16 protein-coding genes are annotated in these 12,318 nt (G+C 59.9%); 7 read left to right on the top strand and 9 right to left on the bottom strand.

All coding sequences use genetic code 11. The features are described 5' to 3' along the window. The first annotated feature begins 134 nt into the window (after positions 1–134). Positions 135–830 carry a hypothetical protein gene (locus KBY08_RS24980; protein WP_046722321.1) on the top strand — a complete coding sequence of 232 codons (696 nt, stop codon included), beginning with the start codon at positions 135–137 and terminating at the stop codon, positions 828–830. Positions 831–845: 15 nt separating this feature from the next. Here KBY08_RS24980 and KBY08_RS24975 read toward each other — a convergent pair whose 3' ends face one another. Beyond that, positions 846–1,580, bottom strand: coding sequence for an SDR family oxidoreductase (locus KBY08_RS24975; RefSeq protein WP_060406331.1), 735 nt, complete (start codon positions 1,578–1,580; stop codon positions 846–848). Between the two features lie 235 nt (positions 1,581–1,815). Between KBY08_RS24975 and KBY08_RS24970 the strand changes: the two genes are divergently transcribed. Beyond that, positions 1,816–2,733 (top strand): AraC family transcriptional regulator, encoded by a 918-nt coding sequence (locus tag KBY08_RS24970; protein ID WP_111522340.1) that lies wholly within the window; start codon positions 1,816–1,818, stop codon positions 2,731–2,733. Positions 2,734–2,748: 15 nt separating this feature from the next. Here KBY08_RS24970 and KBY08_RS24965 read toward each other — a convergent pair whose 3' ends face one another. After that, a complete protein-coding gene (locus KBY08_RS24965; RefSeq protein ID WP_177410941.1) occupies positions 2,749–3,366 on the bottom strand; it encodes a hypothetical protein in 618 nt (205 codons plus the stop codon). 238 nt (positions 3,367–3,604) lie between these two features. Further along, positions 3,605–3,880: an accessory factor UbiK family protein gene (locus tag KBY08_RS24960; RefSeq protein ID WP_003437363.1), complete on the bottom strand. Its 276-nt coding sequence runs from the start codon at positions 3,878–3,880 to the stop codon at positions 3,605–3,607. 417 nt (positions 3,881–4,297) lie between these two features. Here KBY08_RS24960 and glnK point away from each other — a divergent pair, with 417 nt between their 5' ends. The 4 genes from glnK (at position 4,298) to sutA (ending at position 7,100) form a co-directional block, all read left to right on the top strand. Further along, positions 4,298–4,636, top strand: a complete 339-nt coding sequence (glnK, locus tag KBY08_RS24955; protein ID WP_002555808.1) for a P-II family nitrogen regulator — start codon at positions 4,298–4,300, stop codon at positions 4,634–4,636. Between the two features lie 33 nt (positions 4,637–4,669). After that, on the top strand, positions 4,670–6,007 hold the full coding sequence (locus tag KBY08_RS24950) for an ammonium transporter (protein WP_003344468.1): 1,338 nt from the start codon (positions 4,670–4,672) through the stop codon (positions 6,005–6,007). Positions 6,008–6,249: 242 nt separating this feature from the next. After that, a complete protein-coding gene (locus KBY08_RS24945; protein WP_003318084.1) occupies positions 6,250–6,675 on the top strand; it encodes a secondary thiamine-phosphate synthase enzyme YjbQ in 426 nt (141 codons plus the stop codon). A gap of 98 nt (positions 6,676–6,773) precedes the next feature. Next, positions 6,774–7,100 (top strand): transcriptional regulator SutA, encoded by a 327-nt coding sequence (gene sutA, locus KBY08_RS24940; RefSeq protein ID WP_003401790.1) that lies wholly within the window; start codon positions 6,774–6,776, stop codon positions 7,098–7,100. A 70-nt stretch (positions 7,101–7,170) separates the two neighbouring features. On the opposite strand, the gene KBY08_RS24935 is transcribed toward sutA, so the two are convergent. The 6 genes from KBY08_RS24935 to lptM are packed head-to-tail and all read right to left on the bottom strand — an operon-like array spanning position 7,171 to position 11,745. Then, complete coding sequence (locus tag KBY08_RS24935; protein WP_104683567.1) at positions 7,171–7,863, bottom strand: HAD family hydrolase; 693 nt, start codon at positions 7,861–7,863, stop codon at positions 7,171–7,173. Further along, on the bottom strand, positions 7,856–8,755 hold the full coding sequence (gene xerC / locus KBY08_RS24930) for a tyrosine recombinase XerC (RefSeq protein ID WP_003401781.1): 900 nt from the start codon (positions 8,753–8,755) through the stop codon (positions 7,856–7,858). The genes KBY08_RS24935 and xerC overlap by 8 nt, the downstream gene beginning before the upstream one ends. 2 nt (positions 8,756–8,757) lie before the next feature. Beyond that, positions 8,758–9,492, bottom strand: coding sequence for a DUF484 family protein (locus KBY08_RS24925; RefSeq protein WP_011266243.1), 735 nt, complete (start codon positions 9,490–9,492; stop codon positions 8,758–8,760). Positions 9,493–9,505: 13 nt separating this feature from the next. Next, positions 9,506–10,336, bottom strand: coding sequence for a diaminopimelate epimerase (dapF, locus tag KBY08_RS24920; protein ID WP_003401768.1), 831 nt, complete (start codon positions 10,334–10,336; stop codon positions 9,506–9,508). 5 nt (positions 10,337–10,341) lie between these two features. Further along, complete coding sequence (gene lysA / locus KBY08_RS24915) at positions 10,342–11,589, bottom strand: diaminopimelate decarboxylase (RefSeq protein WP_003401767.1); 1,248 nt, start codon at positions 11,587–11,589, stop codon at positions 10,342–10,344. A 9-nt stretch (positions 11,590–11,598) separates the two neighbouring features. Then, positions 11,599–11,745 (bottom strand): LPS translocon maturation chaperone LptM, encoded by a 147-nt coding sequence (gene lptM, locus KBY08_RS24910; RefSeq protein ID WP_002555817.1) that lies wholly within the window; start codon positions 11,743–11,745, stop codon positions 11,599–11,601. Positions 11,746–11,983: 238 nt separating this feature from the next. Here lptM and cyaY point away from each other — a divergent pair, with 238 nt between their 5' ends. Beyond that, positions 11,984–12,316, top strand: a complete 333-nt coding sequence (gene cyaY, locus KBY08_RS24905) for an iron donor protein CyaY (protein ID WP_003318093.1) — start codon at positions 11,984–11,986, stop codon at positions 12,314–12,316. Positions 12,317–12,318: the final 2 nt, after the last annotated feature.

Genomic DNA, 12,318 nt, shown 5'->3' with positions numbered 1-12,318 from the left:
CAATACGAGCAGAACTGGCAAAGGCAACAACCTTAGATACTCAACCCCGACGCCGGGTTAAGGGATACGTTTCTCGGGGGCAAGGTCAGACAACCTCCCCAACACACCCGATCGCTACAAAAAAACTCAAAGGCATCACCTCGGAATCAGAAGCTTTTGGAATAACCAAACAATATCCAAACGGTAAGGAGATCCTGAGCTGGTCAATAAAAACCATTGCAAGACCGTCAAAAGAAATATTTTTTGCTGAAATGGCAATTATTTCAATCTATGCGGCGATGCTGAGCTTTGGCCTGTGGGCAGGATGGAGCTTTTATTCAAAAAATCCGGTGCAAGCGATTTATATTTTAGCGAGTGCAAGTGGCGGAGCCATTTATTTTATTGTCTTGGGTGTCCGCCAAAAAACCATCTACAACTACACCATCAAAACCAACCACGCCCTCGTTGAGTACCACCTCCACTACCCCGACTTCGCCTCATCCCTTTTCAAGGGCATCGCCATAGCCGTCATCCTGATATTCGTTTTTGTAGCACTCTTCACCGGCTCGCTGCTGTTCCTGATCGGCCCCGTGGCCATGGCCTTTATCGCAGCGATCAAGCTGCTGAACTGGGAAAACCCCATCCACCACGAACAAAGCCTGCCATGGGCCGAGTACAACTTCGTCACGGTCGACCGAAAGCGCCTCATGATCATCACCCACCGCACCGACGTCACACTTGGCTTCGAGGCCCGCTTCCAGCACGAGGTCCTGTTCAACAAATACCTCGCGTTTCTCCGAGCCGCGCTCCCTCCAACGGCCGAGTTCACCGAAAGGGCCTGGAAGTGGTAGTCCTCATTACCGGTCTCAATAAGCACTCCCCGTAGGCCGCACCACAATCTCGCTCACATCCACCCCGTCCGGCTGCTCGATCGCGTAAACAAGCGCACGTGCGATCGCATCCGGCTCCAGGGCAACCTTTCGAAACGCTTTCATCGCCTCGCGCGCGGTCTCGTCGGAAATCGAGTCGGCCAGTTCTGATTCGACCACGCCGGGGCAGACGACGGTGACGCGGATTTTGTCGGTTTCCTGCCGAAGGCCATCGGAGATGGCGCGAACAGCGAATTTGGTGGCGCAGTACACTGCGGCGGTCGGGGAAACGGCGAGGCCGCCGATGGACGAGATGTTGATGATCTGGCCATGCCCTTGCGCTTGCATGCTCGGCAGCACGGCGGCGATGCCGTGCAGTACGCCGCGCACGTTGACGTCGAGCATCTGGTTCCACTCTGCGATTTTCAGCACGGCGAGCGGCGACAGGGGCATGATGCCGGCGTTGTTGATGATCACGTCGATCTTGCCGAACGCGTGTTTGGCGAAGTCGGCAAAGGCTTGCATGTCGAGCGCATCGGTCACGTCCAGCGCGCGGAAGCGTGCCGAGCCGCCCTGCGCTTCGATGTCTGCCGCCAGCGTCTGCAGACGCTCGATGCGCCGAGCGCCCAGTACCACGTGTGCGCCCTTGGCGGCGATGAGTCGGGCGGCAGCTTCGCCAATGCCGCTGCTGGCGCCGGTGATCAGTACAACCTTGCCTTGAATGTTCGACATGACTGGCTTTCCTCGTGAAGTCATCGTTGGCTCAGTTTCAGCGCGCGGCTCAAACTGATTGCGATGACCATGCTACGAGTCACTCATCACTGCGCGCATGCCGATACCTGCGCGACACTTGCCTATTCCTGTCTGTGGGTCTGCCGCATGCGGAATCACTGCACAATGGCCGCTATGATGGCGTTCGATGCAAAGGATGGGCGTGCAGCAACACTGACTTGGGACGGGGTTCTTCATGGGTACACAGAATGCTGCGAGTGCTCCGGGCACCGATGTTTGCCGGGCTGAAATCACCCAGTTGCTGACGCAGCGCTTTGCGGCACCCGGTGTTTATGAAACCGCTGTTGCGCCGCTGCACGTTATCCGCTGCGACGCCCCGTCAGAGCTGATTCATGCGCTGCATCGGCCAGCCCTTTGCGTGATCGTTCAAGGTCGCAAGGAGGTTGTGCTGGGCGATGAGCAGTATGTGTACGACCCGCTCAGCTACCTGGTCGTCGCGGTGACTGTGCCGGTCGCCGGGCGTGTGCTGGAAGCGAGTAGCGAGGCGCCCTATCTGTGTATTCGTCTGGACTTCGAGCCTGCGCACATCGCCCAGCTCATTGCGGAAGCGCCACTGAACGGCGTTCCGGACGAGCCGCAGCGGGGCCTGTTTCTTGAGCAGATGGATCAGCCATTGCTTGAGACGGTGTTGAGGCTGGTGCGTCTGCTCGACACGCCTCGCGATATCGCTATGCTCGCGCCCCTTGCACTTCGGGAGCTCTACTACCGCCTGCTGCGCGGCAAAAATGGGCGGCGACTCTACGAAATCGCGGTCGGGGATTCGCAGACGCATCGCGTCACGCGGGCGGTCGATTGGCTGAACAATCACTACACCGAGCCGCTGCGCATTGATGAACTGGCGCGTCTGGCCAACCTCGGCAATTCGACGCTGCACCACCGATTCAAGGCGCTGACCGCCATGAGTCCGTTGCAGTATCAGAAAAAGCTGCGCCTGCAAGAGGCTCGACGGCTGATCATCAATGAAGGCCTGGATGCCTCCAGCGCCTGCTATCGCGTCGGCTATGAAAGCCCTTCGCAGTTCAGCAGGGAGTACAGCCGCCAGTTTGGCTGCCCGCCCTCGACAGATCTCAGCCGAGTGCGGCAGATCGGCTGACCTCCCCGTCCGACATCAGCGGCCGGGCGCAGCCAACCGCGCATATTGGTCCTGACTGATCCACCCGGTAAACGAGCGATCATCGGCATTGATGAACTCGACCTGAGCCGCGCCATCCTTGAATGCCAGAACCCCGACAACATTATCCTTGACGATATAGGCGCCTCGGGTGGCTTTGGCATTCGGTGTTTTTTGCAGCCAGGCCTTGTCCGCGGTGACAGTCAGCAGACCGACCCACTGCTTGCTGGCGGTCCGGGTCAGGTCCAGGCCGGTGGCGATGTCCGGCGCCATCACGTTCATGCAGCCGGGGTGCTGCCGGCCTTGCTCGATCGTCAGCACCACGCCATCAGCCGAGTCCTTTAGTGTTCCTGGGTAGACGTCATCAAGCCAGGACGACACCGCTGCGCCCTTCACGGCCTCGACCTTGCCTTGCAGATAGAACGCACAGCTGAATGCCGCGCCGCGCGTCTCCGAGTAATAACCCTCGACCTGATGCTCGGGCGTCACGGCCAGCATCAACTGCTCGTACTTGCCGGAATGCAGTGCCGTGTCCTGAGCGAAAACCGACGTGCCGACACACAACCACAGGGTTGCGGCCAGGGAGCAGTGAATAAGGGGACGTTTGTCAGTCATGCTTCCATCCATAGAACGTTCGAATAGCCGGGAGGAGTGGCCAGCCCATGACTGGCGCGCCGAGACGTTAGCGTATTTCGGCGCGCAACTGTATCACTGAAATCCGGAGCGATTCATGGCTGCGACGCGAACGCCAGTACACGTTTGAGCATCTCGCTTCGCGAGCAGGTCAGGTGCCTGCCCCGTTGTGCATGACAACGTTCAGCGCTGCAGCGCACTGAGTAAAACAAGGAAACCCTTATTCGGCTTTTTCAGTCCCTGCGGCCCCGCCAGCCTTCTCTTCCAGCTCGGCCATCTTGGCCTCCAGCGCTTCCAGGCGGGCGCGGGTGCGGGCGAGGACGGCCATCTGGCTGTCGAACTCTTCACGGCTGACCAGATCCAGTTTGCTGAAGCCGCTTTGCAGCAGGGCCTTGAACTGGGTTTCGAATTCGCTGCGCGGTACAGGCGTTTCGCCATTGAACAGGCGAGAGGCGTGGCCGCTGAGAGCGTCGAGAAAGGCTTTGGGCGCGAGCATGGTTATTTTCCTGAATCAGAGGGCGGCAGTGTAACACGCAGTGTCTATAGTCAATCCCGAGGGCGCAATGCACGCTTATGGAGCGCAGTGACGGGCACATGAGCACCATTGCTGTGCATTAGCTCCATGATAGACCCTGCAAGGTTGTGCAAAACCAGCCCAAGAGCCTGTATTCAATGAATATTCGCGAGATGGCAAGCTTTCTGCTTAGTGGCTTATGACCCATGCACTGATGCAGTCGCTGTGACGAATGCAGTGCGGCAGGCGGAGCGGGGAAGTGTTTCGTCAGAAGCGGTTTTCTGGAGTGGGTCTGGCCTGATCAGGCGGCCGACACGTTACAAAGCCAGACACTGCGCTTAGACTTGAGTCGGGTTTGTTTTCCTGGGGCAAGTCCACCAAATTCGGGAGAAAGTTTTCATGAAGCTAGTCACTGCCATCATCAAGCCGTTCAAACTGGATGACGTTCGCGAGTCGTTGTCTGAAATCGGCGTGCAGGGCATCACCGTCACTGAAGTCAAAGGCTTCGGGCGTCAGAAGGGTCACACTGAGCTTTATCGCGGTGCTGAATACGTCGTCGACTTCCTTCCCAAAGTGAAGATCGATGTCGCCATCGATGACAAGGATCTGGATCGTGTCATCGAAGCCATAACCAAGGCCGCCAACACTGGCAAGATCGGTGACGGCAAGATTTTCGTGGTCAATCTGGAACAGGCCATCCGCATCCGTACCGGCGAGACCGATACAGACGCTATTTAAGCCGCCAAACCCAACGCCCCAGGAGAAAACAATATGACTCTGCGTCAATTCGCAGGGCTCGGTGCCCTGTTGTCCCTCGCATTACCTGGTCTTGCCCTGGCGGCTGATCCAGTGGCCGAGCCGGTGCTGAACTCTGGCGACACTGCATGGATGCTGACCTCGACCGCTCTGGTCCTGTTCATGACCATCCCCGGTCTCGCGCTGTTCTACGGCGGCATGGTTCGTTCCAAGAACATTCTGTCGGTGATGATGCAGTGCTTCGCCATCACCGGTCTGATCAGCATCCTGTGGGTCGTCTACGGCTACAGCATCGCGTTTGACACAACCGGTATGGAAGCGGGCGTCGTCAACTTCAATTCCTTCTTTGGCGGTATGGGTAAAGCGTTCCTGGCAGGCATCACGCCGGCAAGCATTACCGGTCCTGCTGCGTTGTTCCCTGAGGCGGTGTTCGTCACCTTCCAGATGACCTTCGCGATCATCACCCCTGCCCTGATTGTCGGCGCCTTCGCAGAACGCATGAAGTTCTCCGCGATGCTGGTGTTCATGGGTATCTGGTTCACTCTGGTCTACGCGCCAATCGCCCACATGGTCTGGGGCGGCGTCGGTGGCCTGTTGTGGGACTGGGGCGTTCTGGACTTCGCTGGCGGTACCGTCGTACATATCAACGCCGGTGTAGCCGGTCTGGTAGCGTGCCTGGTACTGGGCAAGCGCAAAGGCTTCCCGACCACGCCGATGGCGCCGCACAACCTGGGTTACACCCTGATCGGCGCAGCGATGCTCTGGGTCGGCTGGTTCGGCTTCAACGCCGGTTCCGCCGCTGCAGCCAACGGTACTGCCGGTATGGCCATGCTGGTCACTCAAATCGCTACCGCGGCCGCCGCATTGGGCTGGATGTTTGCCGAGTGGCTGACTCACGGTAAGCCAAGTGCTCTGGGTATTGCCTCTGGTGTGGTTGCCGGCCTGGTTGCCGTTACCCCTGCGGCCGGTACCGTCGGCCCGATGGGCGCGCTGATCATCGGTCTGGCAGCAGGCGTGATCTGCTTCTTCTGCGCGACCAGCCTCAAGCGCAAGCTGGGCTACGACGACTCCCTGGATGCGTTCGGCGTTCACGGCATCGGCGGTATCGTCGGCGCCATCCTGACCGGTGTTTTCGCAGCACCTGCACTGGGCGGCTTCGGCACCGTGACCGACATCGGTGCTCAGGTCTGGATTCAGTTCAAGGGCGTCGCGTTCACCGTTGTCTACACCGCAATCGTGACCTTCATCATCCTCAAGGTGCTGGATGCGGTGATGGGTCTGCGCGTCACCGACGAGGAAGAGTCTGTCGGTCTGGACCTTGCGCAACACAACGAGCGTGGCTACAACTTGTAAGCTTTGGCCTGCGCAAAAAAGAATGCCCGGTCTCCGGGCATTTTTTTTGTCTGACGTTTGTGGATATACCGCCGCTTTTTGCTGTCATTGATCTTGCCCGTGTCAATGATCTCGGCACCGTGACACAGCGCAGGTAACGAGGTTGCCACCGTCTTCGTCAACTTGCAGGGAAGCCGGTTTATTGCGCGCTTTGCTTTTTTCTCAGTCGAGTTAGAATGCGCGCCGAAGGTGCGGATAACGGTATGTGGCATCAATCCAGGATTGCCTTGCGGGCCAGGCCCCGTGGGTTCCATCTGGTGACTGACGAGATAGTCGCGGGGTTGCCCCCGTTGCGCGGTTGTCGTGTCGGGCTACTGCATGTATGGCTGCAACATACCTCGGCTTCGTTGACCGTCAACGAAAATGCCGATCCGGCGGTACGTCGCGACTTTGAGCGTTTTTTCAACCGTCTGGTGCCCCAGGGCGTGGACGGCTACGAACATGACGACGAAGGCCCTGATGACTTGCCAGCGCATTTCAAGGCCAGTCTGCTGGGCTGCCAGTTGCTGTTGCCGGTTACGGCAGGGCGGCTGGCGCTGGGCACCTGGCAAGGTATTTACCTGGGCGAACATCGAGACGCTGGTGGGTCTCGTAACGTCCTGGCCACCCTTCAGGGTGAGTGGACATAACCGCTGAGGTCAGCGGTTGTTGAATTTTTCCGGTTGCCTTAGCAATTCTGGGCGGTTGGGCTATAACTAATCAGCTTTCGCAAGTCATGAGGTACAACATGAGCGACGACGACGATATTAAGGACGATCTGGAAGACGACCTGGAAAACGAAGAGGACGGTGAGGAGCTTGCAGCTGCTCCCGGCGACGACCCGGTCGAAGTAGACGATGACGTTCCGGCACCTGCCGCAAAAGGCAAGGCCAAGGCTGCAGTCTCGGTCGATGAACTGCCCAGCGTGGAAGCCAAGAACAAGGAGCGTGATGCTCTGGCACGTGCCATGGAAGAATTCCTGGCGCGTGGCGGCAAGGTGCAGGAAGTGGAGGCCAACGTGGTCGCCGATCCGCCCAAGAAGCCTGACAACAAATACGGTAGCCGCCCTATCTGAGGCTGCATGACTGTATGAGAAAAGCCCGCCGTCGCTGCGGGCTTTTCTATGCGCGCCTGTCAGTGTGCTTTCAGGCCCAGCGCGCCAGCACCTCGGGCAGTTGCGACAGGTTGTGGATCTCGGCATCCGGCAGTCGATCCGCATCCCAGACCTTGCCTTGCGGGTTGTACCAGATGGCGCGCATGCCGGCCTGCTGGGCACCTGCGATATCGTCCTTGGGATGGTCACCGACATGCACCGCCGCGCCGGCATCGACCCTTGCGCGGCGTAGCGCCTCCACGAACGGTGCCGGATCAGGCTTGCCGATGCCCAGGTCTTCGGCGCACAGCGCGAAGGCAAAGTAGTCCGCCAGCCCCAGACGGCGCACATCGGCATTGCCATTGGTAATCACGCCGAGCGTGAAGGTCTTGGCGAGAATTTCCAGCATCGGTTGCACCTCAGGGAAAATCTGCACCTGATGACGGCCCTGCAGGAACACTTCAAAGCCGCGGTCCGCCAGGTCCTGCGCCTCGTCCGGGTCGTAGCCGGCATCTTCGAGCGCATGGAACAGCACGCGGCGGCGCAAGGCGCTGATGCGGTGCTTGAAGGACGGGTCTTCGGCTACCAGACGCGAGCGGATTTCCCACAGGTGCTCGACAGGAACCGCTCCCAGCCTGGGCGCGTGTTCGCCCAGCCAGTCACGCAGCGTGACTTCGGCACCGGCAATGGCAGGGGCGGTGTCCCAGAGCGTGTCGTCAAGATCAAACGTCACCAGCTTAATCATCTGCAGCTCCTTTACGTTTGGCTCGGGGATGGGCGCTGTCATAAACAGTAGCCAAATGCTGGAAGTCCAGGTGTGTATATATCTGCGTGGTCTTGATATCCGCATGACCGAGCAGCTCCTGCACGGCGCGCAGGTCCTGTGACGATTCGAGCAGATGGCTGGCAAAGGAGTGCCGCAACATGTGCGGGTGCAGATTCTGCCCCAGCTCTCGCTCACCAGCTGCCTTGAGTCGCACCTGAATGGCGCGCGGGCCGAGGCGCTTGCCTTGCTGGCTGACAAATACCGCGTCGTCCTGCGGATTGGTGAGGGCGCGCAGCGGCAGCCAGACTTCCAGTGCCTGGCGCGCCTTGCTGCCCACAGGCAATACGCGGGTCTTGCTGCCCTTACCCAGCACCTGCACCAGTCCGTCACGCAGGTCCAGCTGGTCCAGATTCAGACCGGTCAGTTCGGAGAGGCGCAACCCTGACGAGTACAGCAGCTCCAGGATGGCTTGGTCGCGGTGCGCCAGGAAATCATCTTCAACGCCGCCATCCAGCAATTGCGCGGCACGGTCGGTGTCCAGGGTCTTGGGCAGACGCCGCTCGCCCTTGGGCGGTGACAGGCCGTTTGCCGGGTCGTGCTGGCAGATGCCTTCGCGATTGAGGTACTTGTAGAAGCCGCGCACCGCCGACAGCATCCGCGCCAGGCTGCGTGAAGACTGGCCCTGCTGGTGCTGGCGGGCAGTGAAGCTGCGCAGGTGCTGGATATCCAGGTCACTCCAGCTCGACACCTGTGCCTTCTGGCAATACGCCAGGACCTTACCCAGGTCGCGTCGGTAGGCTTCCAGCGTGTGAGGCGACACCTGGCGCTCACTGCGCAGGTGCATGCAGTAGGCGTCCAGATGCTGATCCATGGCTAGCGAACCGAGCGTAATGAGTGGGCGAAGCGCGGCAGCAGGCGGCTCAGCACATCGGCGATATAACTGAGGAACAGGGTGCCGACCGAGCTTTTGTAATGCTGCGGATCACGGCTGCCGATGGCCAGCACGCCATGCAGGCCCAGATGATTGAGGCTGGCGATGGCAGTCGAACCGACCTCCTTGCCCTGCTCTGCACCGAACAGAAACGCCAGTTCATGCTCACGCAGCGCGCCGCAGATGATCTTCTCGCCAATCAGGCCGCCGATGGCTTTCTGTGCGTCGGCACCGCTGACCCAGCGCCCCACGGGCATCGGGCTGTCGCTGAACAGGATCAGGCTGACAAAGGGCACCTGGAAGTCCTGACGCAGGCTGTCTTCGACGGCGATGACCAGCTCTTCCAGGCTGGTCGCATCCATCAGCGCGAGGTTCAGGCGGCGGGTCTTTTCGAACAGGCGGTCGTTGTCCCGTGCGACGTCCATCAATTGCGACAGGCGATGGCGCATTTCGATATTGCGCTCGCGCAGCAGCTTGAGCTGACGCTCGACCAGCGAAACGGTGTCGCCACGCTGGTGCGGGATGCGCATCGACACCAGCAGCTCGTCGTGCTCGGCGAAGAAGTCCGGGTGCTCGAGCAGGAAGGCGATGACCGCCTCTGCTTCAAGGTCTGGCGCTGCGCTATCGACAGGCGATTCGCAGGGTGTGCCTGTTGAAGCGGGAGGTTGATCTGTCATGGTACTTACTCACTCAAAGACGAACTTGGCCTTCATAAACCCTGACTGCGGGGCCGGTCATCATGACAGAATGTCCCGGCCCAGCCCATTCGATGGACAGGCGCCCTCCGGGCAGGTCGATCAGCAACGGCGAATCCATCCAGCCCTGGCTGATGGCCGCGACAGCCGCCGCGCAGGCACCGGTACCGCACGCCTGGGTTTCCCCGGCACCGCGTTCCCAGACACGCAGCTGTGCCCGCTGACGGTCCACGACGTGGAGAAAGCCGACGTTGACCCGGGCCGGAAAGCGCGGGTGATGCTCGATCTTCGGCCCCAGTTCATGCACCGGTGCGTTATTGATGTCATCGACCCGCAGCACAGCGTGCGGATTGCCCATGGACACAGCCGCCATGTCGACATGCTGACCGTCGACGTCAACGGTGTAACAGGTAGCCTGCTCCGCTGCTTCGAAGGGAATCTCTTCAGGGACAAACCTGGGCGGCCCCATATCGACGCTGATCTGCCCGTCGCTGCGGATATCCAGTTCGATGATGCCGCTCTTGGTCTCGACGCGTATCTGCTTCTTGGCCGTCAGACGCTTGTCGAGCACAAAGCGGGCAAAGCAGCGCGCGCCGTTGCCGCACTGTTCGACTTCGGAGCCGTCGGAATTGAAGATTCGATAGCGAAAGTCCACATCCGGGTTGTTCGGCGCCTCGACCAGCAAAAGCTGATCGAAACCGATACCGGTGTGGCGGTCGCCCCATTGTTTGGCGTGCTTGGGCAAGATATGCGCGTGCTGACTCACAAGGTCCAGGACCATGAAGTCGTTACCCAGCCCGTGCATCTTGGTAAAACGCAGCAGCATGGGGATTACTCCGGCAGCAGGCTTTCGCCAGCGAACAGCTCGGCCACGGTTTCGCGACGACGCACTTCAAAAGCCTGGGAACCGTCGACCAGTACCTCGGCGGCACGGCCACGGGTGTTGTAGTTCGAGCTCATGACGAAGCCATAGGCACCGGCTGAATGAACGGCCAGCAGATCGCCCTCGGCCAGGGCCAGCTCGCGCCCCTTGGCGAGGAAATCGCCGGTCTCGCAGATCGGCCCGACGATATCGTACGCACGAGGTTCGCTGTCACGCGGACGCACCGCTGTGACATCCATCCAGGCCTGATACAGCGCCGGCCGGATCAGATCGTTCATCGCCGCATCGACGATGGCAAAATCCTTGTGCTCGGTATGCTTGAGGTATTCGACACGGGTCAGCAGCGCGCCTGCGTTGGCGACGATGAAGCGTCCCGGCTCGAACAGCAGCCCCAGGTCGCGACCGGCCAGACGCTCGCGCACGGCCTTGATGTAGTCGGCCGCCAGCGGAGGCTCTTCGTCGCGATAACGCACGCCAAGACCGCCACCCAGATCGATGTGATGCAGATGAATGCCGCAATCGCCCAGACGATCGACCAGGGCCAGCAGGCGATCCAGCGCATCGATGAACGGTTCGAGCGTGGTCAGTTGCGAGCCGATATGGCAGTCGACCCCGATCACTTCCAGGTTCGGCAGTTGCGAGGCGCGAATGTAAACGTCTTCCGCTGCTGCAATGGCGATACCGAACTTGTTTTCCTTGAGGCCGGTGGAGATGTAGGGGTGAGTGCCTGCATCCACATCCGGATTGACCCGCAGCGATATCGGCGCCCGAACGTTGAGTTCGGCAGCCACTTCCTGCAGGCGCTCCAGCTCGTCGGTGGATTCGACGTTAAAGCAGTGCACGCCGACTTCAAGGGCGCGCCGCATGTCTTCGCGGGTCTTGCCGACACCGGAAAACACGATCTTTTCGGCTTTGCCACCCGCCGCCAGCACACGCTCCAGCTCGCCACGCGAGACGATGTCGAAACCGGCGCCAAGGCGCGCCAGGACATTGAGCACGCCCAGGTTGGAGTTGGCTTTTACGGCGAAGCAGACCATATGCGGCATGCCGCTCAGCGCGTCGGCGTAGGCACGGTATTGCGCTTCGATGTGAGCGCGCGAGTAGACATAGGTCGGCGTGCCGAAGCGCTCGGCAATGGCAGACAATGCTACCCCTTCCGCGAACAGCTCACCGTCGCGGTAGTTGAAGGCGTCCATTGGAGTCCCTTAAAGGTGCTTGTGCGATTGCGATTTGGCTTGTTCGTCCGGGGTTTTGGTGTCATCCGGCAGATACAGCGGGCCTTTCTGGCCACAAGCTGTAACAAGACAAGCGACCGCGACAAGCGCAGCAAGCGAAGAGATCAGGCGCTTCATGGCGAAATCCTTTGTAAAAGCATTAATTGCGCCCGAGTATACCGACCACCCGGCACCTTGCCTATGCGAGCAGCGTCCCGTCTGGCGGGCCTTTGGCGCGAAAGCCGCAGCAGAGCTATGGTTGATCGGGATTAAAGTGCTCGTGCATCGTCAATGATGAGTAAGCTTTGCATTTGCCTGGCAGCGTCCGTATCTTGCCCCTCTGCGCTATTTGCAGACACTTATCGAGGTTCCCGCAATGAGTTTGACCGAAGCCCGTTTTCACGACCTCGTCGATGCGACGCAGCAGAATATCGAAGACGTATTCGATGACAGTGGTCTGGATGTGGACCTGGAAAACTCGGCCGGTGTACTGACGGTCAAGTTTGAAGGCGGCACGCAGCTTATCTTCAGCCGTCAGGAGCCCCTGCGTCAGCTCTGGCTGGCGGCCAGATCGGGTGGTTTTCACTTCGACTACGACGAAGAGAATCAGTGCTGGGCCTGCGATTCCAGTGATGAACTGCTGAGCGAGATGCTGGAGCGCTTTACCGTCGAGCAGGCCGGTGTCGAACTGGACTTCTCCGAGATCTGATC

This window comes from Pseudomonas sp. P135 (assembly GCF_020312125.1).
GTDB lineage: Bacteria > Pseudomonadota > Gammaproteobacteria > Pseudomonadales > Pseudomonadaceae > Aquipseudomonas > Aquipseudomonas fragariae.
The sequence above is the reverse complement of the archived record's forward strand: the minus strand, read 5'-3'. Positions and strand labels throughout refer to the sequence as shown.